Annotated in this window: 25 protein-coding genes; 15 read left to right on the plus strand and 10 right to left on the minus strand. The window is 62.9% G+C overall.

The window, feature by feature from the left end; translation table 11 throughout:
• Positions 1-15: 15 nt before the first annotated feature.
• The 4 genes from maiA to hppD are packed head-to-tail and all read right to left on the minus strand — an operon-like array spanning position 16 to position 3,813.
• Complete coding sequence (gene maiA / locus ACWJKU_RS05085; protein ID WP_454148044.1) at positions 16-660, minus strand: maleylacetoacetate isomerase; 645 nt, start codon at positions 658-660, stop codon at positions 16-18.
• Complete coding sequence (locus tag ACWJKU_RS05090; protein ID WP_454146409.1) at positions 660-1,637, minus strand: fumarylacetoacetate hydrolase family protein; 978 nt, start codon at positions 1,635-1,637, stop codon at positions 660-662. Before ACWJKU_RS05090 ends, maiA begins: the two co-directional genes overlap by 1 nt.
• Positions 1,634-2,758, minus strand: a complete 1,125-nt coding sequence (locus tag ACWJKU_RS05095) for a homogentisate 1,2-dioxygenase (protein ID WP_454146411.1) — start codon at positions 2,756-2,758, stop codon at positions 1,634-1,636. The genes ACWJKU_RS05090 and ACWJKU_RS05095 overlap by 4 nt, the downstream gene beginning before the upstream one ends.
• The gene (gene hppD, locus ACWJKU_RS05100; RefSeq protein WP_454146413.1) at positions 2,758-3,813 is read right to left on the minus strand and encodes a 4-hydroxyphenylpyruvate dioxygenase; all 1,056 of its coding nucleotides are present in this window, start codon (positions 3,811-3,813) and stop codon (positions 2,758-2,760) included. The genes ACWJKU_RS05095 and hppD overlap by 1 nt, the downstream gene beginning before the upstream one ends.
• A gap of 421 nt (positions 3,814-4,234) precedes the next feature.
• On the opposite strand from hppD, the gene ACWJKU_RS05105 reads away from it, so the two are divergent.
• From ACWJKU_RS05105 to hisC, 5 genes are all read left to right on the plus strand, one after another.
• Positions 4,235-6,382, plus strand: coding sequence for a TonB-dependent receptor (locus tag ACWJKU_RS05105; RefSeq protein ID WP_454146415.1), 2,148 nt, complete (start codon positions 4,235-4,237; stop codon positions 6,380-6,382).
• The gene (locus ACWJKU_RS05110; protein ID WP_454146417.1) at positions 6,382-7,080 is read left to right on the plus strand and encodes a PepSY-associated TM helix domain-containing protein; all 699 of its coding nucleotides are present in this window, start codon (positions 6,382-6,384) and stop codon (positions 7,078-7,080) included. Before ACWJKU_RS05105 ends, ACWJKU_RS05110 begins: the two co-directional genes overlap by 1 nt.
• 121 nt (positions 7,081-7,201) lie before the next feature.
• On the plus strand, positions 7,202-8,350 hold the full coding sequence (locus ACWJKU_RS05115; RefSeq protein ID WP_454146419.1) for a baeRF3 domain-containing protein: 1,149 nt from the start codon (positions 7,202-7,204) through the stop codon (positions 8,348-8,350).
• Between the two features lie 276 nt (positions 8,351-8,626).
• Positions 8,627-9,094 (plus strand): GNAT family N-acetyltransferase, encoded by a 468-nt coding sequence (locus ACWJKU_RS05120; RefSeq protein ID WP_454146421.1) that lies wholly within the window; start codon positions 8,627-8,629, stop codon positions 9,092-9,094.
• Positions 9,087-10,154, plus strand: a complete 1,068-nt coding sequence (gene hisC / locus ACWJKU_RS05125) for a histidinol-phosphate transaminase (RefSeq protein ID WP_454146423.1) — start codon at positions 9,087-9,089, stop codon at positions 10,152-10,154. The genes ACWJKU_RS05120 and hisC overlap by 8 nt, the downstream gene beginning before the upstream one ends.
• Before the next feature lie 120 nt (positions 10,155-10,274).
• On the opposite strand, the gene ACWJKU_RS05130 is transcribed toward hisC, so the two are convergent.
• Both ACWJKU_RS05130 and ACWJKU_RS05135 read right to left on the minus strand, forming a co-directional pair.
• On the minus strand, positions 10,275-10,493 hold the full coding sequence (locus tag ACWJKU_RS05130) for a hypothetical protein (RefSeq protein WP_454146425.1): 219 nt from the start codon (positions 10,491-10,493) through the stop codon (positions 10,275-10,277).
• A gap of 232 nt (positions 10,494-10,725) precedes the next feature.
• On the minus strand, positions 10,726-11,652 hold the full coding sequence (locus ACWJKU_RS05135) for a LysR family transcriptional regulator (protein WP_454146427.1): 927 nt from the start codon (positions 11,650-11,652) through the stop codon (positions 10,726-10,728).
• A gap of 105 nt (positions 11,653-11,757) precedes the next feature.
• Between ACWJKU_RS05135 and metE the strand changes: the two genes are divergently transcribed.
• Positions 11,758-14,055, plus strand: a complete 2,298-nt coding sequence (gene metE, locus ACWJKU_RS05140; protein ID WP_454146429.1) for a 5-methyltetrahydropteroyltriglutamate--homocysteine S-methyltransferase — start codon at positions 11,758-11,760, stop codon at positions 14,053-14,055.
• Positions 14,056-14,700: 645 nt separating this feature from the next.
• Positions 14,701-15,609 (plus strand): PEP-CTERM sorting domain-containing protein, encoded by a 909-nt coding sequence (locus ACWJKU_RS05145; RefSeq protein WP_454146431.1) that lies wholly within the window; start codon positions 14,701-14,703, stop codon positions 15,607-15,609.
• A 366-nt stretch (positions 15,610-15,975) separates the two neighbouring features.
• Here ACWJKU_RS05145 and ACWJKU_RS05150 read toward each other — a convergent pair whose 3' ends face one another.
• A complete protein-coding gene (locus tag ACWJKU_RS05150) occupies positions 15,976-16,266 on the minus strand; it encodes a hypothetical protein (protein WP_454146433.1) in 291 nt (96 codons plus the stop codon).
• Between the two features lie 57 nt (positions 16,267-16,323).
• Positions 16,324-16,578 carry a SemiSWEET transporter gene (locus tag ACWJKU_RS05155; protein ID WP_454146435.1) on the minus strand — a complete coding sequence of 85 codons (255 nt, stop codon included), beginning with the start codon at positions 16,576-16,578 and terminating at the stop codon, positions 16,324-16,326.
• Positions 16,579-17,073: 495 nt separating this feature from the next.
• Here ACWJKU_RS05155 and ACWJKU_RS05160 point away from each other — a divergent pair, with 495 nt between their 5' ends.
• The 8 genes from ACWJKU_RS05160 (at position 17,074) to ACWJKU_RS05195 (ending at position 24,026) form a co-directional block, all read left to right on the plus strand.
• Positions 17,074-17,556 (plus strand): MSMEG_0572/Sll0783 family nitrogen starvation response protein, encoded by a 483-nt coding sequence (locus tag ACWJKU_RS05160; RefSeq protein WP_454146437.1) that lies wholly within the window; start codon positions 17,074-17,076, stop codon positions 17,554-17,556.
• Positions 17,557-17,625: 69 nt separating this feature from the next.
• The gene (locus ACWJKU_RS05165; protein WP_454146439.1) at positions 17,626-18,639 is read left to right on the plus strand and encodes a Nit6803 family nitrilase; all 1,014 of its coding nucleotides are present in this window, start codon (positions 17,626-17,628) and stop codon (positions 18,637-18,639) included.
• Positions 18,626-19,729: an MSMEG_0568 family radical SAM protein gene (locus tag ACWJKU_RS05170; RefSeq protein ID WP_454146441.1), complete on the plus strand. Its 1,104-nt coding sequence runs from the start codon at positions 18,626-18,628 to the stop codon at positions 19,727-19,729. The genes ACWJKU_RS05165 and ACWJKU_RS05170 overlap by 14 nt, the downstream gene beginning before the upstream one ends.
• A gap of 1 nt (position 19,730) precedes the next feature.
• Positions 19,731-20,273 carry an MSMEG_0567/Sll0786 family nitrogen starvation N-acetyltransferase gene (locus ACWJKU_RS05175; protein WP_454146443.1) on the plus strand — a complete coding sequence of 181 codons (543 nt, stop codon included), beginning with the start codon at positions 19,731-19,733 and terminating at the stop codon, positions 20,271-20,273.
• The gene (locus ACWJKU_RS05180; protein ID WP_454146445.1) at positions 20,270-21,253 is read left to right on the plus strand and encodes a sll0787 family AIR synthase-like protein; all 984 of its coding nucleotides are present in this window, start codon (positions 20,270-20,272) and stop codon (positions 21,251-21,253) included. Before ACWJKU_RS05175 ends, ACWJKU_RS05180 begins: the two co-directional genes overlap by 4 nt.
• An 11-nt stretch (positions 21,254-21,264) precedes the next feature.
• Complete coding sequence (locus tag ACWJKU_RS05185; protein ID WP_454146447.1) at positions 21,265-22,431, plus strand: MSMEG_0565 family glycosyltransferase; 1,167 nt, start codon at positions 21,265-21,267, stop codon at positions 22,429-22,431.
• Positions 22,424-22,711: an MSMEG_0570 family nitrogen starvation response protein gene (locus ACWJKU_RS05190; RefSeq protein WP_454146449.1), complete on the plus strand. Its 288-nt coding sequence runs from the start codon at positions 22,424-22,426 to the stop codon at positions 22,709-22,711. The genes ACWJKU_RS05185 and ACWJKU_RS05190 overlap by 8 nt, the downstream gene beginning before the upstream one ends.
• Positions 22,712-22,754: 43 nt before the next feature.
• Positions 22,755-24,026, plus strand: coding sequence for an MSMEG_0569 family flavin-dependent oxidoreductase (locus tag ACWJKU_RS05195; RefSeq protein WP_454146451.1), 1,272 nt, complete (start codon positions 22,755-22,757; stop codon positions 24,024-24,026).
• A 77-nt stretch (positions 24,027-24,103) separates the two neighbouring features.
• Here ACWJKU_RS05195 and ACWJKU_RS05200 read toward each other — a convergent pair whose 3' ends face one another.
• Both ACWJKU_RS05200 and ACWJKU_RS05205 read right to left on the minus strand, forming a co-directional pair.
• Positions 24,104-25,546, minus strand: coding sequence for an aminotransferase-like domain-containing protein (locus ACWJKU_RS05200; RefSeq protein ID WP_454146453.1), 1,443 nt, complete (start codon positions 25,544-25,546; stop codon positions 24,104-24,106).
• A 167-nt stretch (positions 25,547-25,713) separates the two neighbouring features.
• Complete coding sequence (locus ACWJKU_RS05205) at positions 25,714-25,920, minus strand: type II toxin-antitoxin system HicA family toxin (protein ID WP_454146455.1); 207 nt, start codon at positions 25,918-25,920, stop codon at positions 25,714-25,716.
• Position 25,921: the final 1 nt, after the last annotated feature.

Raw genomic sequence — 25,921 nt, forward strand, 5'->3', positions numbered from 1 at the left:
TTCATTCTCTCGGGTTCAAGAGGTATCCGGCTGCTGCTCCGGCGCCGCGTCGCGGAATGCGGGGAGCGCCAGGCAGTTTTCGTCGATCGCGCGAATCCTGGGAAATCCGCTCAAGTCGCAACCGAAGCGCCGGGCGTTGAACACCTGCGGCGCCAGGCAGATATCCGCGAGGGTCGGCGCATCGCCGAAGCAGAATCGGCCGCTGCTCCCGTGGCGGGCAAGTTGCGCCTCGAAAGCTTCGAAGCCCGCCTCGGTCCAGTGTCGGATCCAGGCGATCCGGGCCGGTTCGTCCTGGCTCAGCGCGTCCGCGAGGTAGCGAAGAACCCTGAGATTGTTCAGGGGATGAATGTCGCAGGCGATGATATGGGCGAGAGCGCGGACATGAGCCCGCTCGTCGCGGCGCCGCGGCAGCAGCGGCGGCTCGGGATAGGTGTCGTTCAGATATTCTATGATCGCCAGGGACTGGGTGAACACCGATCCCCTGTCGGCCAGCGCCGGCACCAGTCCCTGCGGATTGATCTCGCGATATTCGCGCTGGTGCTGCTCGCCCTTCGCGAGATGCACGAACCGGGGTCGGTAAGACAGCTTCTTGAGATTCAGGGCGATGCGGACGCGGTAGGCGGCGGAGCTGCGGAAGTAGGTATACAGCTCCAGGCCCATCACGGTATTACGTCCTGTTCGATGGCGCCGAAGACGGAGCGTCCGTCCCGGTCGAGCATTTCGATCCGTACCGTTTCGCCATGCCGGAGATAGGGCGTCCGGGTTGCGCCGGATTCGATCTGTTCGAGGACGCGTTTTTCGGCGATGCAGGAATAACCCCGGCTCGCGTCCGCGTTACTGACCGTGCCCGAACCGATGATGGTGCCGGCGGGGAGGGGGCGGGTCTTGGCGGCGTGCGCGATCAGCGCGGGGAAGTCGAATTGCATGCCCTGGCCGGCGTCGGGCTTGCCGACTAGGGTTCCGTTTCGATAAGTCAGCAGCGGAAGGCGGATTTTGCCGCCGTCCCAGGCGTCTCCCAGTTCGTCCGGCGTCACCGCGGCCGGGGAGAAGGCCGGGCCCGGCTTGCCGTGCAGAAACCCGAAGCCTTTGGCGAGTTCCTGGGGGATCAGGTTGCGCAGCGAAATGTCGTTGACCAGCATCAGCAGCTTGATGTGCGACGCCGCTTCCTCGGCCGTTGTTCCCATGGGCACGTCATCGGTGATCGCCGCGACTTCCGCCTCGAAATCGAGTCCCCAGCTTTCGTCGGCGAGCCGGATCGGGTCTCTCGGTCCGAGGAAAGCCGCCGATCCGCCCTGATACATCAGGGGATCGGTGTACAGGCTCGGCGGCATCGGCGCGCCGCGCGCCTTCCGCACCCGTTCGACGTGGGACAGATAGGCGCTGCCGTCCAGCCACTGATAGGCGCGGGGCAGGGGCGCTGCCAGCTCGTCGGGTTTCAGGGGAAAAGCATCGAGCTCGCGCTGATTGAGGGCGCGGTAGGCGGTTTCCAGCGCGGGAGCGGCGTCGGCCCAGTTTTCCAGCACCGATTGCAGTGTGGCGAAACCGGATTCCAAGGCGGGGAACGCCGTTTTCAGCACCCGGTCGACGATCGCCAGGGTTCCGTCGCGGCTTCCGGATTTCAGCGAGACGAGTTTCATATCGATTTCCAGGAATCCACGTAGCCTTCCCACTCGACCCCGCGCGGCAGGTCGGCCACTTCGAGCGCGTCGCGGGCGTCGATCATCACCGCCACCTCGTCGGTTTCGGTGCGCGACCGGGTCTTCGCCGCCGCCAAAGCCTTGGGGTGGGGGCCGTGGGTGATCCCGCTGGGGTGTAGGGTCATCATGCCCGGATGGATGTTGTCGCGAGAGAAGAAATGGCCGCGGTGATAGAAAATCACTTCGTCGTAGTCGTCGTTGTTGTGATAGAAGGGCACCCGGAGCACGCCCGGATCGCTCTCCAGCGGGCGCGGGCAGAACGTACACACGACGAAGCGTTCGCTGGCGAAAGTGGTATGGGCGGAGGGCGGAAGATGATAGCGGTGGCTCATCAGCGGCCGGATGTCGCGCCAGTTGAGCCGGACCGGCATCAGCGTACCCTGCCAGCCGACGGCGTCGAGCGGATTGAATGGGTAGGTCACGGCGCTGAGCCGATCCCGGCGTTTGACCAGCACTCGCCAGGTCCGCTCCGACTGCTGGGCGAGAAACGCATCGTCGATCTTGGGCGTGTCCAATATCGCCGGATCGAACACCGCGTGAGCCCCGACGAGGCCTTTGTCGGGGAGCCGATAGGCGCCGTTGGTCGCCTCGATCAGCAGAAACACGCCCATTCCGGAGGTTTCGATACGCCACAGGGTACCCCGCGGAATCACCAGATAATCGCCTTCGGAAAAAGTGAGATGGCCGTAGTCGCAATAAAGATGCCCGGCACCCTCGTGGACGAACAGCAATTCGTCGCCGTCGCCGTTCCTAACCAGATGATCCATGGCGGAATAGGTATGCCAGATCCGGATCTTGACGCTCAGATTGCCCAGCATCGGCGTGGCGTCCCACGGCGAAACGCTGGTTCCGGTGAGTTGGTTGGTGTCGAAGGCGCGCGGCCTCAGATAACCTTCCACGCTGACCCATCCGGTCGGCGGATGGCGATGGAGCATTTGCGTGGACGGGCCGTAAAAACCTTCCCGTCCCAATTCCCGTTCGAAAGTGCCCTCGGGCAGATCGGCGTGAGCCTGGCGGGCGGCGACGCCCTCCACCCTCGGCAGTGCAATCCAGCGGAACATCAGATGACCCCCCGTTTCATCTGATCGTCTTCGATCGCCTCGAACAGCGCCTGGAAATTGCCCTCGCCGAAGCCCTCGTTGCCCTTGCGCTGGATGATCTCGAAGAAGATCGGCCCGATCACGGTCTCGGTGAAGATTTGCAGGAGCAGCCCCACGGCCTTGCCCGGCAGTCCGTCGATGAGGATTCGATTGCGCCGCAGCCGTTCGATGTTCTCTCCGTGGTCCGGAACGCGGGAGTCCACCCGCGCGTAATAGCTGTCGGGCACGTCCATGAAGCGGACGCCGTTTGCGCGGAGCCGTTCGACGGTGGCGTAGATGTCGTCCGCGGCCAGAGCAATGTGCTGGATGCCCTCGCCGCGATAAAGATCGAGGTATTCCTGAATCTGCGACTTGGGATCGGAAGGCTCGTTGATGGGAATGCGGATCTTGCCGCACGGGCTCGCCATCGCGCGCGATTTCAGCCCGGTCGCCTTGCCGTGAATGTCGAAATAGCGGATTTCCCGGAAACCGAAGATGCGCTCGTAGAAATCGGCCCATTCGTCCATGTGGCCCCTACGCACGTTGTGGGTCAAATGGTCGACGCGAGTGAGGCCGACCCCGAAAGGCTCCGCCGGTTCGGTCTCGATGGGGACGAAGTCCACATCGTAGATCGAGCGGTCTCCGTAACGGTCGACGAGGTAAATCAGACTCCCGCCGATGCCGCGGATGGCCGGGATATTGAGTTCCATGGGACCGGCTTCGCTGGCGGACGGCCTGGCGCCCAGTTCGAGCGCACGCCGGAAGGCCCAGGCGGCATTTTCGACCCGGATCGCGAAGGCGCAGATCGAGGGTCCGTGCCGCTCGGCGAAGCGTTGCGCGAAACTCCCCGGTTCGTGGTTGACGACGAAATTGATTTCGCCCTGACGATACAGCACCACGTCCTTGGACCGGTGGCGGGCCACGGCCCTGAATCCCATCTGCTCGAAAAGTCCGGCCAGGGATCGCGTGTCCTCGGCGGCGTATTCGATGAATTCGAATCCATCGGTCCTTATGGGGCCGACATTTTCGGTCGTCATGTTGGATACCCCAGCGGCGGCGGATCTTCTTGGCTTCTTTCCTGATAAGACCGGTTTTGCCGCGCAAAGATTCCCGCGCTCCGACGACCCGGCCGCGCGGTGCCTGCCCGAAAAGACGCCGGGCTTTTCTCCGCGGCCTCGGTCAAGGCTGATGGCCGTTCTCGGGAGGGATTAACGGTTGCCAATGGAAATGAGAACGACTATCATTTTAAAGAAAGGGGGCTGGCTCCGCTGCTGCGTGAACAAGGACGGAAAGAGAAGAACCCGGCGATTGATGCCGGCCTTCGGCCGGCTCGCGCCGACAGGGTGCGCAGTTGCGTTCGAATTTTCGGAACAGGGCGAATGCGGTCGTTTTTCGAGAGCTTCCCGGCCGGCAGCCAGCCGTTTTGGTCCCTTTCCAGTGACATACGGGGAGATATTCGTGACTGAAAAGAACAAATACGGCCGCAAGCTGATTCCGGTCGCCGGAACGCCGCTCGCGCTGGCCTTGGCGTGCGCGTGCGATGCCGCCGTCGCCGCCGATGAGGGCGTCGTCACGCTCGATCAGGTCAAAGTGATCGGCGAGGCCGCAGACTCGGGCGGCGATACTAGGGGTTATGTCGCCAAGCGCACCTCGACGGCGACCAAGACCGACACGCCCCTGATCGACGTCCCGCAGTCGATCACCGTGATCACACAGGATCTGATCAAGGACCAGAGTATGAAGAGCATCGCCGACTCGGTCCGCTACGTGCCCGGCGTCGGCATGTCGCAAGGCGAAGGAAACCGGGACCAGGTGATTTTCCGCGGCAACAATTCGACCGGCGACATGTACGTCGACGGCATACGCGACGACGTCCAGTATTACCGCGATCTTTACAACGTCGACCGGGTGGAGGTTGTGAAAGGTCCGAACGCGATGATTTTCGGCCGCGGCGGCGCCGGCGGCCTGATCAATCGGGTGACCAAGCAGGCGGACTGGGACAGCCGGCGCGAGGCGAACTTTCAGATCGGCTCCTGGGACAAGTTCCGCCTGACCGGAGACTTCGATCAAGCCATCAACGAAAACTTCGCGGTTCGTCTCACCAGTCTATGGGAGAGCTCCCGCAGCTATCGCGAGGGCGTCCACGACGAGCGTTGGGGCGTCAACCCGACCGTATCCTGGCGTCTGGACGATCGGACCCATGTGACTCTCGGCTACGAGCATTACGAGGACGACGGCATCAGCGACCGCGGCATACCTTCGTTCTCGGGCCGCCCGGTCGATACCGACGTGTCCACGTTCTTCGGCGACCCCAGGCGCAGCCCTAACGGTTCGAAAGTCGACGCCTTCAACGCCCTGATCGATCACGATTTCGGGAACGGCATCACGTTCCGCAACCGTACCCGCTACGCCATCTACGACAAGTTCTACCAGAACATCTACCCGGGCGCGGTCAATGCCGCCGGCGATCAGGTGTCGATTTCGGCTTACAATAACGCGACCCATCGCGAGAATTTCTTCAACCAGACCGATCTGACGTTCAAGCTGGAAACCGGGCCGTTCAAACACACCCTGTTGACCGGCGCCGAGTTCGGCCACCAGGAAACCGACAACTTCCGCAACACCGGCTATTTCACGGCGGTCGGCCCCAATGCGACATCGGTCAAGGTTTCTCTGGCGGACCCGAGATATACCGGCCCGGTGACTTTCCGCCAGAGCGCCACGGATGCGGACAATCACGGGTTGGCGACCATCGCCGCGGGCTATTTTCAGGATCAGATCGAGCTCACCAAGCATTGGCAGCTCGTCGCGGGAGTACGCTACGACAGCTTCAAGGTCGATTTTCGCAACAACCGCAACGGCCAGACCTTTTACACCAACGACGATCTGTTATCGCCGCGCGGGGGCCTGATCTTCAAGCCGATCGACGAGCTCTCTCTATACGCCAGCTACAGCATTGCCTATGTGCCGCGAGCGGGCGACCAGTTGGCCTCGCTGACTCTGACCAATGAATCGCTGCAACCGGAGGAGTACAAGAACTACGAAGTAGGCGCCAAGTGGGACATCCGTCCCGATCTGTCGGCGACTCTGGCCTTCTACCAGCTCGATCGGCTCAATGCTCTCGCCACCGATCCCAACAACTCGGCGGTGTCGTTCCTGGTCGACGGCCAGCGCACCCGGGGCATTGAGCTGGGACTGAGCGGCAACATCACCGACCAGTGGCGCATCATCGGCGGCTACGCCTACCAGGATGCCAAGATCACCGAGAGCCTGTCGGCCAGCGCTCCGAAAGGCAACAGGGCGGCGCTGGTACCGGAACACACGTTCTCGCTGTGGAACCGCTACGACTTTACCTCGCATTGGGGCGTGGGTCTCGGCGCGGTATACCGGAGCGAAATGTACGCGGCCACCGACAATCTCGTCACTCTGCCGGGATTCCTCCGTTTCGACGGGGCGGTGTACTACACGCTCAACGACAACGTCCAGGTGCAAGTGAACGTCGAAAACCTGTTCGACAAGGAATATATCTCCACGGCGCACAACAACAACAACATCACGCCGGGCTCGCCGATTGCCGCCATCGCCTCATTGCAGGTGAGATTCTGATGACGCCCGCCCGGTCCGCCCTTCCGGTTCCTCCGCCGCGCGCCAAACCTTCGGGAGGATATTTGTTCCTGCCCAAACGGCTGGCGCGCGGGGCGTTCCTCAAGTGGCTGCGCCGCACCCACGCCTGGATCGGTTTATGGGGCGCGGTGCTGGGATTCTTGTTCGGGACCACGGGGATCCTGCTCAATCACCGCGAAATCATGAAAATTCCGGCCGCCCGGCTGGAGCAGAAGGAGATTCAACTGCCGCTGCCCGAACCGCGCCCCGCCGATGCCGAGGCGCTGGCCGAATGGCTCGGGCAGACGCTGAAATTTACGTCCGGAAAAACGAAGATTACGCAGGAGCCCGCCAAGACCGTCGCCTGGAACGGCGCGGAAGTACGCCAGCCGGCGCGCTGGCAGGTGTCCGCGCGCACGCCGCAACGCTTCGTGCAAGCGGAATATTGGGAAGGCAACGCCTTCGTCACTGTCAAGCGCGGCGAAACGAATTTCTTCGCCCTGCTCAACAACGTGCACCGGGGCGTCGGTTTGGGCGCCGGCTGGATATTGTTGGCGGATACGCTGGCCGGCGGAATCGTCTTGCTCAGCCTGACCGGCGTGCTCCTGTGGACCCGGCTGCACGGCCGCCGGCTCGCTGCCGCCGGGCTCGTCCTCGGCTCGTTCGGCTTGGGACTCTGGCTGGTCTGGCGGTCTTTGTAGAGGTCGAGCCGAAACCGCAACGATGGGCGCGCCGGAGGGAACGAACGGCGAACGTTCCTGGTCCTTAGATATTTACGGATGTGGCGTATTTATCGGGAGCCGGCCCGGCTCCGGAGGCTTTATGGATTCAACGGCCAATGATTATTATCCCGTCGGGCTCTTCTTTCGCGTTCAAGAGCCCCCGTGCCTCTCGCTGTACCAGCCGACTCACCGGTCTCACCCGGATAACCGGCAGGACCCGATCCGGTTTCGGAATCTCGTGAAAACGCTGGAAGACTCGCTGCGGCAGACCTATCCGGAAGAGAAGATTCGACCGCTCATCGAGCCGTTTCTGGCCCTGGCCGCCGATCGCGATTTCTGGAACCGCACGCTGGACGGACTGGCCGTGCTGGCCGCGCCCGGCCTGTTTCAAGTCTACCGGCTCTTGCGGCCGGTCCCCGAATTGGCGGTGGCGGCCGACAGCTTTCACACCAAACCTCTGCTGCGCATTCTCCAGTCGGCCGACCGCTACCAGGTTCTCGGCCTGAGCCGGAAGGAAATCAAGCTGTTCGAAGGAAACCGAGACGCCTTGGACCCAATCGAACTGGCCGAGGAGGTTCCGCGAACCATCACCGAGGCGCTGGGCGAGGAACTGACCGAGCCGCATCTGGGCGTCTCCGGCTCCGGTCCCGCGGGTCCGGCGACATATCACGGCCTGGGCGGCAAAAAGGACGAACTGGATATCGACGCGGAGCGGTTCTTTCGCGTCGTCGATCGCGCCGTGCTGGAGCACCATTCGCGGCCTTCGGGCCTGCCCCTGCTGCTGGCGGCGCTGCCGGAACACCATCACCTTTTTCGCCAGGTGAGCCACAACCCGTTCCTGCTGGCGCAAGGCATCGATGTCCATCCCGACGCGGTGTCCGCCGACGAACTGCGCGAGCGCGCCTGGCGGACGGTCGAACCTTATTATCTGGCGCGGCTGGCCGAACTGGTGGAGGCATTCGGTGCGGCCAGAGCCAAGGGGATGGGCGCCGACGATCCGGTCCGGGTCGCCGAGGCGGCTGTGGCCGGGCAGGTTGCGACCTTGCTGATCGATGCCGATAGCGAGATTCCCGGCCGAATCGATTCCGTCACCGGCCGGGTCAGCTTCGACGATCTGGTGCACCCCGAGGTCGACGATCTGCTCGACGATCTGGCGGAGTGGGTCATGAAGACCGGCGGCCAGGTCGTCGTCGTCCCCTCTGAACGGATGCCCACCGAAACCGGGGTGGCCGCGATCTACCGCTACTGAGGCCGGCTCGTCCCCGGCAGAGCGAGGACAAAAAGGCGCTTCCGGGTAAAATGTGCGGCCGTTTCTCGCGGATTTTGCAGCCTTTGCCGGGCGATCTGCGCGCCAGCCGCCGGCTCGAAAGAAAAGATTCCGGAAAAAGAACGAAAAGCAAGGCTAAGCCGGATTTGCCGCAAGGCCCTAGCAGGATCGGCGAGAAGCGAGCCTCGGAGCACGTCTCTTGACTTCGCTTGGAACTGATGCCTTGATTCCGAGGTTTTCGGCGAACGATAACGGCCTATGGACATTCGAACCGCAACGCCGGATGATGCGCCGCGCATCGGCGCTCTCGTCCGCGGTCTTACCTGCAAGTACATCGCGCACGAATTTTCCGAACAGGGAGCCCGCCGCTTGCTCGAATCGATGAGCGAAGCGACGATCGAGGGTTATCTGGAGTCGGGTTATCGGTATCATGCCCGCGAGGAAAACGGCGAGTTGGCCGGCGTGATCGCGATCAGGGACAATCGCCATCTGTATCATCTGTTCGTGTCCGAACGTTTCCAGGGCCGGGGCTTGGCGAGAAGGCTCTGGGAAGTCGCCAAGGCCGCGCGTCTCCGTGCCGGGAATCCGGGTGTGTTTACCGTGAATTCGTCTCGCTATGCCGTCGGCGTATACGAGAAATTCGGGTTCGTCAGGCAATCCGAAGCGATCGACGTTTCGGGCGTGATCTGTATACCCATGAAGCTGGAGTCGGCCATTCGTGAATAAATTTTGGAGCCCGGCCGTCCGGGATTTGACCCCTTACACCCCCGGCGAACAGCCCAAGTTGAGCCATCTGATCAAGCTCAACACCAACGAAAACCCGTATCCGCCTTCGCCCAGGGTGTTGGAAGCCTTGCGCGGCGAGACGGGCGAAACGCTCCGGCTTTATCCCGATCCCGAGGCCAATCGCTTGAAAGAAGCCATCGGCCGATTTTACGGCGTCGAGAAGAAACAGGTCTTCGTCGGCAACGGATCGGACGAGGTGCTGGCCCACACATTTCAAGCGCTGCTGAAGCACGGCTCGCCCATTTTGTTCCCCGATATCACCTACAGCTTCTATCCGGTCTACTGCGGACTTTACGGCATCGAACACGCCTGCGTTCCGCTGACCGAAAGCTTCGAGATCCGGATCGACGATTATCGCCGCCCGAACGGCGGAATCATCTTCCCGAATCCGAACGCACCTACGGGTTGCCTGCTGCCGCTCGCCGAGATCGAAGCGCTGCTCGAATACAACACCGAATCGGTCGTCGTGATCGACGAAGCCTATATCGATTTCGGGGGCGAAACCGCCGTGGCGCTGGTCGAACGCTTCCCCAATCTGCTGGTGATCCAAACCTTGTCCAAGTCACGGTCGCTGGCGGGCCTGCGGGTGGGTTTCGCCGTCGGCGGCGGCGGCTTGATCGAGGCTTTGGAGCGCGTGAAAGGCAGCTTCAATTCCTATCCGCTGGACCGCCTGGCCATCGCCGGCGCGGTGGCGGCGTTCGAGGACCGAGATTATTTCGAGAGCACCCGGCAAGCCGTCGTCCGCAGCCGGAACCGGCTCGTCCGGGAACTGTCCGGATTGGGTTTCGAGGTCTTGCCGTCCGCCGCGAACTTCGTGTTCGTCCGGCATCCCTTTCGGGACGCGGCGGAACTGACGGCGGCGCTGCGGGAGCGGCATATCGTCGTGCGCCATTTCAGGCAGCCTCGGATAGAGCAATTCATGCGCATCACCATAGGCACCGACGCTCAGTGCCGGGCTTTGGCGGACGCGCTCGGGTCTATCTTGCGGTCGCCGCGCTGAAAACGATGGTTCCGGATTTTCGCGGAGGAACGGCACATCGCGCGGGCGAATCCGAAGCCCGCGGTCATGCCATCGGGACAGGCACGGGCTTCGATTTCTAGGGAATCCGCCGAAGCGTCGTCATGCGATGACGGGCTCGATGTCGCTTTCCGGCACCCGCAGGATGCCGCCGGAGGGAAGTTCGATGAAACAGTCGCCGCTGTTGAAGCGCGAATAGCGCGTGATCTTGGCGAGCTGACCGGGGTAGGGGTCCTTAAAAAAATCCGGCCTCTTGGGTTTGTACAGTACCGTCGTACCGAGGGGGATTTTGGCGCTGGATTGAGACAATCGGGGATTCATGGTTGTTAAAGATGTATCCATTATACCCTTAAAACGCGAATCGATCCGGGAATTCGATCGAGCGGAACGGAGCGGCCGGCCGGTGCGGTCGATGGCGCGATGGGCCTGAATCGTGATCGGCGGGATCGGACATAAGACTCGACGAAAGAATAAGGAAGCTCTATTCAATCGTTCTTGGCATGCCGTGTAAGCTCGTAGAATTACGTATCGATCGCGATACGCCTCCGCCGGATTACGAGAGCGGCCGGAGACCGCGCAAATTCCGGAAGCTGCTGGATCGCACGGTATCGAGAAAGTCCGGGATGAAGGCCGATGCCGTCGCCGATTCGGCGGTCGCCGCGTACAGGGCGCTCCACAGTCCTTTCTTGCCGATCGGTTTCGCCAGCACGTAATCCCGTTCCAGATAGCTCTGCACCGTCCAGCTAGGCAGGGCCGCGATACCCCGCCGGCTGGCCACCAACTGGAGTATGGCCACGGTCAGTTCGGCGGTGCGCCGCTTGGGTTCTATCCCGACCGGCTTCAACACCTTGCGCACGATGTCCAGCATGTCGTCCGGCACCGGGTAGCTGATCAGCGTTTCCTCGGCGAAATCCTCGGGCTTCAGGAAAGAGTTGGCGGCGAAGGGATGCTGCCGCGACACCAGGCCGACGATTTCGAAACCGAACAGCGGGTGGAAAACGACGCCGGAGCGCGGCTGCGGCTCCGAAACCACCACCAGTTCCGCGCGATTTTCCAGCAGCAGGGCCAACGGGTCGGCGTGGAAGCCCGAGACCAGATCCAGCTCGATTTCCGGCCAGTGTTCGCGGAATCGATCCATGGCCGGCATCAGCCAATCGAAGCAGGTGTGGCACTCCACCGCGATGCGGAGTTGTCCGGCCTCGCCCTGGGCGATGCGCGCGACGTCCCGTTCCGCCTCCCCGACCAGTTTCATGACCGTTTCCGCCAGCGTATGCAGACGCCGGCCCGCCGGCGATAGCCGCAGCGGCCGGCTTTTGCGCTCGAACAGGCTGACGCCGTAGTGATCCTCCAACTGCTTGATCTGATGCGAGATCGCCGACTGGGTGAGATAGATCCGGGTCGCGGCGCGGGACAAGGTGCCGGTTTCCGCCAGGGCCAGCAGGGTTTGCAGATGGCGCAGTTCCAAAATCGACTGAATCATGAATTAAATCGATGAATATCATTAAAAACTTGAGTTTGAATAATAATCTCCGGGAACCGATCATGCCAGTTCCGAATCGATTCATAAAAATGAGGAGTAGATATCATGGCGGTAACGCATTCTCTGGGATTTCCCCGCATCGGGATCAAGCGCGAATTGAAGACGGCTCTGGAAGCCTACTGGACCGGCAAGACCGGCCTTTCGGACTTGCACGAAACCGGCCGGCAGTTGCGCCGACGGCATTGGCAACTCCAGGCCCGGGCCGGAATCGATCTGGTGCCGGTAGGCGATTTCGCTTACTACGATCAGATGCTGAGCATGACGGCGTTGCTCGGCGCCGTTCCCGAGCGCTTCGGTTTCGGCGGCGAGCCCCCGAATCTCGACCACTATTTCGAATTGGCCCGGGGCAACAGGGATCAGCCGGCCATGGAAATGACCAAATGGTTCGATACCAACTATCACTACATCGTTCCGGAATTCCATCGCGACACGGTGTTCCGGCCGGGCGCGGAATGGCTGTTCGATGAAGTGGGGGAGGCCAAGGCATTTGGGCTCAACGTCAAGCCCGTGCTGATCGGCCCCCTGACTTATCTGTTTCTGGGCAAGACGAAGAAGGACGGATTCGACCGGCTGGAACTGTTGCCCCGCCTGATTCCGGTCTATGCGGAAATCCTTCGAAGGCTCGAGGATCAGGGCGTCGCTTGGGTGCAGATGGACGAGCCGGCCCTGGTGCTCGATCTGCCGGCGGATTGGCTCGTGGGTTATCGGGAAGCGTACCGGGCGCTGGCGGCGGCGGGGCCGAAAATTCTTCTCGCGACCTATTTCGATTCGGCGGCGGATCAAGCGGATTTGCTGAAAGCCCTGCCGGTGGCCGGCTTGCACATCGATGCCGTCAGAGCGCCGGAGCAGGTGCCGGTCTTTCTGGACGGATATCCTTCGGACAAGGTTCTGTCGCTGGGACTCGTCGACGGCCGCAACGTCTGGCGCACAGATCTGCGGCACGCGCTGGCGCTGGCCGAGACCGCCCGCGCCGGCCTGGGCGAGCGGCTGTGGCTGGCGCCGAGCTGTTCGCTGCTCCACGTGCCGGTGGATCTGGAGCCGGAGTCCGAACTGGATCCCGAGATCAGGCGCTGGCTGGCCTTCGCCGTGCAGAAGCTGGAGGAACTGGCGGTCGTCGACAAAGGCTTGCGGCTGGGCGCGGAGGCGATCCGGAGCGAGCTGGAAATCCAGGATCGGGCGTTGCAAAGCCGGGCGACGTCGCCGCGGATTCACGATCCGGCGGTGGCGGCCCGCCTCGAAAAACTGACCGAAGCGGATTTCCGGCGTCATTCGCCGTTTCCCGAGCGGATCTCATTGCAACGGGAAAGGCTGCGGCTGCCTCTCTTTCCCACCACCACGATCGGTTCTTTCCCGCAGACGCCGGAAATCCGCAAAGTCCGCGCCGATTACCGCAAAGGAGATCTGAACGAGGCGCTCTATCGGGAAGCCATGCGGAAAGCCATACGCGAGGCTGTCCGCAAACAGGAAGCGCTCGGTCTGGATCTCCTGGTGCATGGCGAAGCCGAGCGCAACGACATGGTGGAATATTTCGGCGAGCAACTGGAGGGCTTCGTCTTCACCCGGCACGGCTGGGTGCAGAGTTACGGCTCCCGCTGCGTCAAGCCGCCGATCATCGCCGGCGACGTATCGAGGCCCAAGCCCATGACCGTGGAATGGATCGCCTACGCCCAAAGGCAGACCCGGAAACCGGTCAAGGGCATGCTGACCGGCCCCGTGACCCTGTTGCAATGGTCCTTCGTGCGCGACGACCAGCCCCGGGCGATCACCGCTTTGCAGATCGCCCTGGCCATCCGCGACGAAGTCGGCGACCTGGAGCAAGCCGGCATCGCCGCCATACAGATCGACGAGCCGGCCATCCGGGAAGGCTTGCCGCTCAAGCGGCGGAACTGGGACGAGTATCTCGACTGGGCGGTGAAAGCCTTTCGTCTGGCCTCGTCCGGCGCGGCGGACGATACCCAGATCCATACCCACATGTGCTACTCGGAGTTCGGCGACATTCTGCCGGCCATCGCCGCTCTGGACGCGGACGCGATCACCATCGAAACCTCCCGTTCCGACATGGATTTGCTGGCCGCCTTCCGCGAATTCCGCTATCCCAACGATATCGGTCCAGGCATCTACGACATCCATTCTCCCCGCGTGCCGGACAAAGCAGAGATGCTGCGCCTTCTCGAAAAAGCCTGCGAGGCCATCGCGCCGGAACGGCTCTGGGTCAATCCCGATTGCGGGCTCAAGACGCGGGGATGGCCGGAAGTGGAGCAAGCCCTGGCTCATATGGTCGAAGCGGCGAGAACGCTGCGCGAAGCGCGCGCGGCCGTCGCCGAAAATCGACCCGATCGGTGAAGCGATCCGGTTAGAGCGTTTTCATCGCGGCTTTATAGTCGGAAAGGAAGCTGCCTTCGAGGGCAGGCGCGTTTGAAGCGGGTCTCGCCCCGCCGCGAGTTACGCTGCAAAACCCTGGCGAGGCTGCGCTTCCTGCTTCGCCCGCAAGTCCGGGGTGCCCTTCCGTGGACACCCGCCGGACTCGGGAGCGCCGAGACCGGCCCCTGGGTTTTGCCCTCCGGGCCAGCGTTCCGCCGTCCAAATTTGTTCCCGACGGTTGTCTTTGCTTGTCCAAAGAAAAGTAACCCTAGACCAATCGGCAGGGAGCCGATTTGGACGCGCGGAAGCGCGCCATTATCGGGACCATCCGGAAACACCGTACACCGGGTTCGAAAATGCTCTAGAGGGTGCGTGGGAAGCGTCGGGCGGCTTGGGTCGAATGCCTCGTCAATGGAAGTAGCGTCCTGAAGCCGAGGGTGAAGAATCAGAGGCATCGTCAAGTTTTTTTACACCCTCCCGCCCATTGGTAGCATTTAATACATCACTATCAATAATTTATAAGTGTGGCACTAATTATGCTTAGTCAGCAGTGGGGAACCAAGAGGTTGTTAACCAACAGGCGTGCCTGTGTTCCGTAATGTGACGGTCACCCGCGCACGCTCTAACATGATCGGAACCATTGTTGTGTATAAGATAATTTCAGCCATTTTGATTCAATGCGCTCATTCGCCGGATGTTTGGCGCCGGCGCTTTCCGTTTATTTTGGGGTTGTCCTTGCTCGCGTTTTCCGGCGCGGGTCACGCGACGGTCATCAGCGGCAGCAGTTCTTCCTACGATGTCAGCGCCAACATCACCGCCACTCTGCTTGGCACTCCGCTTTTGCAGGCCGGCATCGGCCCCGCTCCGGTTTCAGCCGGTTCTGCGCCTACGCCGTATAATGACTCGCAACAAATCCTTAACCTCCAGGCTGGGGTAAAACGCACCTTGAGCCTCGGCGCCTCGGTGTTGAATGCCAACGCCGTTTCCGACATCGATGGCTCGGATGGCGACAAATTCGCATCCGCCAGCGCGTCCATTACAGGCTTGGCGGCCAATATCTTGGCTGGATGGGTCAGCCTAAACGTTGGCGTGTTGCAATCCACCGCCAGCGTTTCCGGAGATTACGGCGCATTAGGAGGTTTCGGCGGCGCGTCGCTGACGAATGCATTCATCAGTATCGCCGGTATCTCCATCGCGCTCGACGCTTTGCCGACCCCTAACACCACTGTGGACTTGTCGCTGCTCGGCCTGGCCGGGGTCAGCCTGATTCTCAACGAACAGATTCTTGCCGGGGACGGCATCGGCAGCCTCGGTTTGGCCGTGAACGCTATCCATCTCTCGTTCAACGGTTTCCTGGCCGGATTCTTTTCCCTCACCGGGGATATCATCATCTCCCACGCCCAAGCGCAGATCTTCGCGCAACCGACCCCAGCCGCAAATCCCGTGCCCGAGCCCGCGACTCTCGCACTAATGGCCTCAGGTTTCGCTGTCCTGATCGGGAAATCTCGTCGCAAAGCGGCCGCCTCCCTGACCTGACAGGTTTCGAATGGAAGGGCTGATTAGGATACCGAGCCGGCCCTTCCCTTGCTCCGGACTCCGGCAAGGACAAACCGTTGCGCGCCTGTAACGGCCAGTCCGATTCGTGATAGGCGCGACAAAGCCGAGCCGTTATGGCGTTTCTTCGATCCTCACCCATTCATCGAGCGCGAGGTGCCGTTCCATGGAAAACCCATTGAAAAGGCCGGTGCCTGGTTCAGCTCGACAGGAATTCAATCCCTCTCTCCAGTCGCTCTTAGGGAAGAGGAAGGCAAGCCGCGGCGCCTGTTCCGGAGCATCCGGACGATCTCCGCGAGCGCCAAAGCCCGCGCTACCGGAGTTCCGACGCTCAGCCGGGAGACGGTTTTAAGAAACTGTCCGACGACATAAAGGCGCGCGGCCGTTCGGGCCCATCGCGATAATCGTGACGAAAAAGACGGATGGATCATGGTAGTGGTGTGGCGTCTGTTCGCAATCGAATCGCTGCGCGGCGACGCGCAGGATTGTTAGCTGGCCAAAAATAACGTTCGCCCTGAGCTTGTCGAAGGGGACGAACGAAGTTCGCCCAAGGGCAAAGCCCAGGGAGCATAGCCGCCGCGCCAAACCGCGCGGCATCAATTGGACGGCGTGCGCCTCCGCAAGTTCCAGGGATTTCAACGGCGTCCATGCCGCCTGCCCGGCAGCGCCGGAGGCGAGGTTCCGGGCGCCTTCCGATTACTTGTACGCGAGCTTCATCAGGATGATGCTCAGCGACAGGACCAGCGTCACCAGATTGGACACGATGATCGGGGTGGAGTGGAGCGCCAACCCATAGAGCAGCCAGAGCCCGACGCCCAGGCTGAACAACAGGAACATCCCGAATGAAATGTCTTTCGCGGAACGGGATTTCCAGGTTTTGAGGACTTGGGGAACAAACGATAGCGTCGTCAACGTTCCCGCGGCCAGGCCGATCAAATCGTTCGATTCCATGTTTTCCACATCGTTTGGGGTCAGTGCGGCTCGCGCCGAAGAATGGATTGTAAGCGACGGCCGCATGACGCCGGACGCAAACTTGATAAAACGCTCTTCGAGCGGCGGAGGAGGATACCGGGATTTTGGAGGCTTGTGGAGAACGACTGCGCCGGCCGGAAGCCGTGACCGGATGATCCTGGAGCGCGTTCGATACGGACGCAAGGGCGATGTAGGGGCGCCCCCCACGACATACGGCACAAGCCTTCCGCACGGAATGCCGTAAACATTTTGTCCACGCCTTGTCCATAACAGTTATGCGGTGTATCGAGCGGAACAGATGGGATTTACCGGATTCTGTATCCGATGAATTCTATCTGCTCTGAATCTGTCATCGAATTTACCTCGCCCTTAGAGTATTCCCGGCCGGTCGAATCTCCGATCGGCCACGATGATGCTTTCCCGCATCGCTCGCGCGGACGCGGGATTTTTTCCACTCATAGCGAGGAGTGCTCCATGCCAGCAGTGCAAAAACCGGCTCACGCCAAGGGCGATTTTTTCGTCGATTACGAAGAAAAGGTATTCGAGGACGTCAAGGCCCAACCGGGCGAAAAGGCTTTGGTGAAGTTTCACACCGTCGCTTTCGAGGGTTCCGTCGGCTTGGTGAATCTGTTGCAGGCGACCCGCTTGCAGCGCAAGGGCTTCGAGACCTCGATCCTGTTGTACGGGCCGGGCGTGACCCTGGGCATACAGCGCGGCTTTCCGCGGTTGGGCGACGAGGCTTTTCCCGGGCACCAGAACTACGCCAATCAAATCGCCAAATTCATCGAGGAAGGCGGCAAGGTTTATGCCTGCCGGTTCGCGCTGCAAGCCCTGTACGGGCACGGCGAGCCCAGTCTCATCGAAGGCGTCCGTCCGATCAACCCTCTCGACGTGCTCGACCTGATGCTGATCCATCGCCGCGAGAACGCCTTCATCCTGGATACCTGGACCTTGTGACAAACTCTTCCGGCCGTCGCCCGCGACTTGCAGTCGGGTGCGCGGCGGCCCGCGACAGGAGATCAGATCGTGACATCGCAGAAAATCGTCAGGGCGGCCGCGGTACAGATCGCGCCGGTATTCGACTCCGCCGACGGCACCGTCGCCAAGGTTTGTCAAGCCATCGTCGATGCGGCCGCGCGAGGCGCGCAACTGGTGGTGTTCCCTGAAACCTTCGTGCCGTACTACCCTTATTTTTCTTTCGTGCTGCCCCCGGCCGCGTCGGGCCGCGAGCACCTGAAGCTGTACGAGCATGCCGTGGTCGTGCCGGGATCGGTCACCGAGGCCGTCGCCGCCCAGGCCCGCACGCTGGGCGTGGTCGTGGTGCTGGGCGTCAACGAACGCGACCACGGCAGTCTCTACAACACCCAGTTGATTTTCGACGAAGCGGGCCGGCTGGCGCTGAAACGGCGCAAGATCACCCCGACCTTCCATGAGCGCATGATCTGGGGCCAGGGCGACGCCGCCGGACTCAAGGTGGTCGAAACCGGCGTCGGACGCATCGGCGCCCTGGCTTGCTGGGAGCACTACAATCCGCTGGCCCGCTATGCGCTGATGGCGCAGCACGAGGAAATCCATTGCAGTCAGTTTCCCGGCTCCCTGGTCGGGCCGATTTTTGCCGATCAGATCGAGGTCACCATTCGGCACCACGCCCTGGAGTCCGGCTGTTTCGTCGTCAACGCCACCGGCTGGTTGAGCGACGAGCAGATCGAGTCGATAACGCCCGATCCCGGCTTGCAAAAAGCCCTGCGCGGCGGCTGTTGCACGGCGATTGTGTCCCCCGAAGGCCAGCATCTGGCGGAGCCCTTGCGCGCCGGCGAAGGCATGGTGATCGCCGATCTCGATCTGTCCCTCATCACCAAGCGCAAACGCATGATGGATTCCGTCGGCCATTACGCCCGGCCCGAACTGTTGAGCCTGAGGGTGAACGACAGGCCGGCCGCGCCGATGTTCATCGACGCCCCGACCTTTTCCGAACGGCCGGCGACGGAGTTTTTCCCTGCCGCTCCAGCCAGCGAGCAAACCGCCCATGAATCCCGCTGATCCCGTTTCGCCACGGCTCGTTACCGAATTGCTGTCGCTGGGCCTACGCCTGGAGGACGCCGCGCACGGCGTCGCGGGCCGCCGCGGCGGCGCCGGCCCTTCCGATCACAAGGCGGTCACGCTTGCGGGCAAGACGATCATGGCGCCGGTCGACACGGCCCCGGCGGCCGTTTCGCCCTTCGTCGCCGGCCCGCCCGATGCGCGGGGCTTCAGCGTCGTCCGCCGCGAAGGCATTCCCGTCGCGACCGTCACGTTTCCGCGCCAGCCCCGCTTTTATGCCATGCAGACCCTGGACGGCGTGCCGTATTCCCATATCGCCACGCTGCACGGCGCGGACGTGCTGGCCACCACGGTCCTGCAATCCTGCATCCGCTACGCCAACCGCAAAAAATCTTGCCAGTTTTGCGCCATCGGGCAGTCTCTGGCGGCGGGGCGCACCATCCTGCGTAAAACCCCGCAGCAGTTGGCCGAGGTGGCCCGCGCCGCCGTGCTGCTGGATGGCGTCAAGCATATGGTGATGACTACCGGCACGCCCAATCTGACCGACCGGGGCGCGGCGATTCTGTGCGAAAGCGCCCGGGCGGTGAAAGCCGCCGTCGATTTGCCGATTCAAGGGCAATGCGAACCGCCGGACGAAAACCTTTGGTTCGAGCGCATGAAGGCCGCCGGCATCGATAGCCTGGGGATGCACCTGGAGGCCGTCACCCCGGAAGTGCGCGCCCGCATCATGCCCGGCAAGGCCGGCGTGCCGCTGGAGCGCTACATGGAGGCGTTCGACGCGGCGGTCGCGGTGTTCGGGCGCGGCGAGGTCAGCACTTACATCCTGGCCGGCCTGGGCGATACGCCCGAGGTGATTCTGGCCATGTGCGAACGGCTGATCGGCAAGGGAGTGTATCCCTTCGTCGCGCCCTTCACCCCGATCGGCGGCACGCCGCTCGAACGTCATCCGGCGCCCGATCCGGGCTTCATGCGGGACATCCTGCAACCTTTGGGCGCGATGCTGAAACAGGCGGGGTTGCGCTCGGCCGACCTCAAGGCGGGCTGCGCCAAATGCGGCGCGTGTTCGGCTCTTTCCAGCTACGAGGCATGACATGCTGAACCTTCCCGTCAAGCCGTTTTCCCCGGTCGAATATCTCGTCAAATGGGCGACCGAAGACTGGGAACGGCGGCAGTTGCGGCAGTTGCGGCAGGCGGTGTTTTGCGAGGAACAAGGCGTTTTCCGGGGCGACGACCGGGACCGGATCGACTCCGTCGCCACGCCCATCGTCGCCATCGCCTGCGTCGGCGGGCTGCCCGATCAAGTGGTGGGCACGGTGCGCATACACCAGCCCGAGCCGGGCGTCTGGTGGGGCTCGAGGCTGGCAGTCGCGGCGGAGTACCGCAGGCAGGGCCATCTGGGCGCGGCCCTGATCCGGCTGGCGGTCACCACCGCCCACGCGCAGGGCTGCCGGACTTTCCTGGCCCAGGTGCAAAGCCGCAACGTGCCTTTGTTTCGCCGTTTGCACTGGCGCTCTCTGAAAGAAATCGAACTGCACGGCCGGCCCCACCATCTGATGCAGGCCGACCTGGACCGGTATCCGCCGTATGCCGACGGCAAGACGGGTTTTATCGTCACCAGCCGGATCGCGGTATGAACGATTTGAGCCGGCTGACGCGAACCGTCGCGCATAGCATCGGCCTGGCGCACAAGCGCGACATCGCCGCCGTGGTCGAGCGCCTGTCCGGGCGCGCCCCGTTTCGGGGCGGCGCCGTCGCTCTGGGCGACGACTGCGCCGCCATCCCGGACGGCGACGGATTTTTGCTGCTGGCGATGGAAGGCTTCCTGAACGAATTCGTCGCCGCGCAGCCGTGGTTCGCCGGTTATTGCGGAGTCATGGTGAACGTCAGCGACATCTACGCGATGGGAGGGCGTCCTCTGGCCGTGGTCGATGCGGTTTGGAGCGCAGGCGAGGATCAGGCCGGCCCGGTGCTGGAAGGGCTGGCCGCCGCCGCCGAGGTTTATGGCGTGCCCGTCGTCGGCGGGCATAGCAACCTCCGCAGCGACCGCGCGCAATTGTCGGCGGCGATCCTGGGCCGGGCCGGGAAACTCTTGAGCAGCTTCGCGGCTCGGCCCGGACAAAAGCTGCTGGCGGCGATCGATCTGCGCGGCCGTTTTCGCGAGCCTTACGCCTGGTGGGACGCCAGCACCACGGCGCCGCCCGAGCGCTTGCGGGCGGATCTCGAATTGTTGCCGCAGCTTGCCGAAGCCGAACTGTGCGCCGCCGCGAAGGACATCAGCATGGCGGGCGTGGCCGGCACGGCGCTGATGCTGCTGGAGTGTTCCGGACTGGGCGGAGTGATCGAGGTCGGGGCCATACCGCGTCCGCCCGAGGTTCCACTGGAACGCTGGCTCTGCTGCTTTCCCAGCTATGGCTTCGTGCTGAGCGCAGCGGATGCGCAAGCCGGCGCCATCGTCGAACGATTCTCCCGCCGCGGCATCGCCTGCGCGGTCATCGGCGAAACCGACGACTCCGGCCGTCTGCGGCTGGCCGACGGCGGCGGCGAGGAACTGCTGTGGGATTTGCGCGCCGCCCCGCTGACCGGCTGCGGCGCGGATTTCAGGGCGGGCGCCTAGCCGTGCGGCCCGTGCGCATCGCCCTGCTGACCCATTCCACCAACCCGCGCGGCGGCGTGGTGCACGCCCTGGAGCTGGCCGAAGCCCTGCACGCCTTGGGCCAGTCCGTCACGCTGACGGCGGCGGCCGAAGACGGCAAGCCGTTCTTCCGCGATACCCGATGCCCGGCGGAGCTGGTGCCAGTGCCGTCCCTGTCCGGCGATTTGACGGCGCGGGTAGGGCGGCGCATCCGGGCCTACATCGATCATTTTTCCCGGCGCCACGCTCCGCGCTATGACATTTACCACGCCCAGGATTCGATCAGCGGCTGCGCTCTGGCCGCCTTGACGGAGCGCGGCATCCTCGACGGCTTCGTGCGTACCGTTCACCATCTCGACCGCTTCGACGCTCCCGCGCTGACGGCCTGGCAAGCCCGCTCGTTTCAGGCGGCGCGGCAGGTGTTGTGCGTCAGCCGCGGCTGGCGGGAAAAACTGGCCGAGGATTACGGGATTGCCGCCATCGAGGTGGGCAACGGCGTCGACACCCGGCGCTTCGATCCCATGCCGCAGCCGGGCGACGCCGCATTGCGCCGGCGCTTCGGCCTGGATCGCGGCGGCCCGGTGTTTCTGGCGGTGGGCGGCGTCGAGGCGCGCAAGAACACCTTGCGCATCTTCACGGCCTTCGCCGACGTGCTGAAACGGCTGCCCCAGGCGCAATTGCTCATCGTCGGCGGCGCCAGCCTGCTGGATCACGGCCGCTATCGGCAACGCTTCGACGCCGCCGTGGCGGACAGCGGCCTCGCCCGGGGCCTCGGCCAACCCGTGTTCGTCGCCGGACCCTTGCCCGACGATGCCATGCCGGGGCTGTTTCGGCTGGCCGACGCCCTGGTGTTTCCGTCCTTGACCGAAGGTTTCGGCCTGGTGGTGCTGGAAGCCCTCGCCTCGGGAACTCCGGCCATCGTTTCCCGCCGGCCGCCGTTTACCGAATATCTGCGCGAGCGGGACTGCCTCTGGGTCGACCCGGAAGACTGCGCGTCCATCGCCGCCGCCATGCTGCAAGCGGTCACCGCCTTTCCGACGGATCGCCTTGCGACCGTCGCCCGGCGGTTGAGCGCCGAATATTCCTGGGAAAACTCGGCCCGCACCCATCTGGACATTTATCGTTCGCTCACCACTACAGGAGCTCTAGCCCATGCCTGAAATGCGTTTTCGCGTCCGCTGGCCCGATCAATCGGAAACCCTTTGTTATTCGCCGTCGCTGGTCGTCAAGGATTTCTTCGCGCCCGGAGCGAGCTACGAGCTGACCGATTTTGTCGCCCGCAGCCGCGAAGCTCTGAACATCGCCAGCGAGCGGGTGCGTCAGAAATACGGGTTTTACTGCACCGCCGCCGCGGCGCAACTGGCCGAAATCGAAGCCGTCGCTTCGCGGTTTGCGGACAGCGAAAACCCCAGGGTTCTGGTGGAAGCGTTCATCGAGTAGACACAGGCCGATCAACCGCCACACGTTCCAAAAGGAGGACCGCATGAACCTGCATCAAGAAAACCATCAGTGTCCGCACTACGACGTCATCGTCGTCGGCGGCGGCCAGGCGGGATTGTCGATGAGCCATTACCTGAAAAAGCAGGATATCGAGCACATCGTTTTCGAAAAGAATCGGGTGGGTCATTCCTGGCGAACCGAGCGCTGGGACAGCTTTTGCCTGGTGACGCCGAACTGGCAATGCCGGCTGCCGGATTTCCCGTATTCGGGCGACGATCCTCAAGGCTTCATGCTCAAGGACGAGATTGTCGAATACGTGGAGGCCTTCGCCCGTAAAGTCGACGCTCCGCTGCGCGAAGGCGTGGCCGTGACCCGCGTGCGTCGGGGCAGGCAGGGCCGGCTGGAAGTGACGACCAGCGACGGCGAATTCACCGCCGATCATCTGGTGGTGGCGACGGGCGGCTACGACATTCCCATCGTTCCGGACTATGCCAGAAGCCTGCCCGCCGACATCGATCAGATTCATTCCGCGCACTACCGCAATCCGCAATCCCTGCCGCCCGGCGAGGTGCTGGTGGTGGGCTCGGGCCAGTCCGGCGTACAGATCATGGAAGATTTGCATCTGGCAGGACGCAAAGTGCACCTGGCGGTCGGCACCGCGCCTCGCGCTCCGCGGATGTATCGGGGCAGGGAGGCGACCGAATGGCTGTACGATATGGGGTTTTACCGACTGACGGTGGATCGGCACCCGCTGGGCGACGCCGTTCGTCACAAGACCAATCACTACATGACCGGACGCGATGGGGGTCACGAAATCGACCTGCGCAAATTCGCCCTGGAGGGCGTTCGCCTCTACGGCAGCCTGGCCGATATCCGCGGCGCCGTCCTCGAATTCAAGCCCGATCTGACCCAAAACCTCGACGCCGCCGACGAGGTCTACGTGAGCATCCGCAACGACATCGATCGATACATCGCCGAAAACGGCATCGATGCGCCGGTGGAGCCGCCGTTCCGCAAAGTCTGGGCGCCGGAGCGCGACCCCGCGAGCTTGGATGTCGACGCGGCGGGCATTACCGCCATCGTGTGGGCCATCGGTTTCCGCCCGGACTACAGTTGGATCGAACTGCCGGCTTTCGACGGCCGGGGCCATCCCCAATTCCGGCGCGGCGTCACCGGCGTCGAAGGGCTTTATTTCATCGGCTTGCCCTGGCTCAATACCTGGGGCTCGGGGCGCTTTTTGGGCGTCTCGGAAGACGCGGAGTACCTGGCCGGGGTCGTGGCCGATCGATTGAAAACCAAGCGCGCCGCGGCCTGATCCGGCGCAAGGCGGCGCGTTCCGGTCGGGCGGCGATTCGGGCGGGTTTCCGGCAAACGTTCGTCATCCCGGATCGTTTATCCGGGAACCTTAGGCCGCTCCGTCATCAAATCTCCGGCCATATCCCCCAGCTTTTTCAGCGCCCGTTCCAGGCGGTCGGACCAGGGCACGGCGCAACTGAGCCGGATGAAATTGCCGTATTTCTTTTGCGTGACGGAGAACAGCGGGCCGGGGGCGATGATGATGTTTTCCAGGCTGGCGCGCCGATGCAAGGCCACAGCATCGACGTTCTCCGGCAGTTCGATCCACAAGGCGAAGCCGCCTTCCGGCTGGGTTACCCGAGTTCCGTCGGGAAACAGCAGACTCACCGCCTTCGCCGTGCGGGCGACGTTGCGGGCATATTCCTGCCGGGCTTGCCGCAGATAGCGGTCGTAACCGCCCTGTTCGAGCAGGTGCGCCACGATGAGCTGGTTCAGCGTGGGCGCGGCCTGATGCTGCATGTATTTGAGATTTTCCACCTTTTCCATGTATCGGCCGGGCACCAGCCAGCCGACGCGCAGTCCCGGCGACAGGGTTTTGGCGAAGGACGAGCAATACAGCACCTCGCCCAGCCGGCTCCAGGATTTGGCGATGGACGGGCGCTTCGAACCGAAGCTCAGATCGCCGTAAACGTCGTCCTCGATCAGGGGAATGCCGTGTTTTTCCAGCAACGCCACCAGGGCTTGCTTGCGTTCGTCCGGCATGCAGGAGCCGAGCGGATTGTTGTAGTTGGCGATGAGCAAGCAGGCTTTGATCGGCCACTGCTCGATGGCCAGTTGCAGGGCTTCCAGGGAAATGCCGTCGCGCGGGAGCGTGGGGATTTCCAGCGCTTGCATCCCGCAGGATTCGATCACTTGCAGCAATCCGTAGAAGGTCGGCGATTCGATGGCGACGATGTCGCCCGGCTGGCAAACCGCCTCCAGCGCCAGCCGTACGGCATCTCTCGCGCCGAAGGTGATGACGATGTCGTCCGGAGATGCGGCGCCGTTCAGCTCCACCATGCGCTTGAGGATCTGGCGGCGCAATTCCGGATTGCCCGGCAATTCGTCGGTGTCGAAGCAGCGCTTGCCATAAAGGCGGACGACGGTGTTGGTCGCTTGCTGCAAGGCCCGCGTCGGCAGGAAGTCGGCGTGGGGTACCGAAGAGCCCAGGTTGATCTGATGAGGATCCTTGGCGGCGCGGAGTATTTGCCGAGTCAGCGATTGCCCCGTCACCCGGGAAGGAATCGCCGGCGGATCGGAGAGGCCGGGTTCGGTGACGGCTTGCCGATGGAAGCGGCTGACATAGTAGCCCGAACGCAGCCGGGCCTGAATCCGCCCCTGATCCTCCAGCAGCCGGTAGGCTTCCAGGGCCGTCGATACGCTCACATTTAGCTGTCGACTCAAGCGACGCACGCCGGGCAGCCGGTCGCCCGGACGGTAAACGCCTTGTTCGATACGAGCGGCGATATCCGCCGCCACCGTTTCGTAAAGATGCTTCATCGGTCTTAGCGTCTGCGTGGTTCCAAACATTCTGCGGTACAACGGCTATTTTGGCATAGCTGAACCGCGCCGTAGCATTTTCACTTCGCGCGTACGCTACGGCCGGCGCCGCGAAAGAGGTTGGCGCATCCGGTCGAAGCGAATGCAACGCTTGGGCATGACATCTCTTACTTGAGTCCAAGGTCTCGCTTGATCGCCTCCATCAAGGGCTTAGGGATTTCCTTGGGCCCATGATCGGGGAATATCGTCATCTTGCCGTTCAGCGTCACTTTCCAGTGGCTGCCTTTAGCTGGCGCGACACAGCACCCTGCCTCTGCAACCACCGCCGAGGCTCGCTGTATTTCATGATCCCCCGCTGAACACGCTGAAGCCATA

The sequence above is a fragment of the Methylocaldum sp. MU1018 genome, from assembly GCF_053646775.1.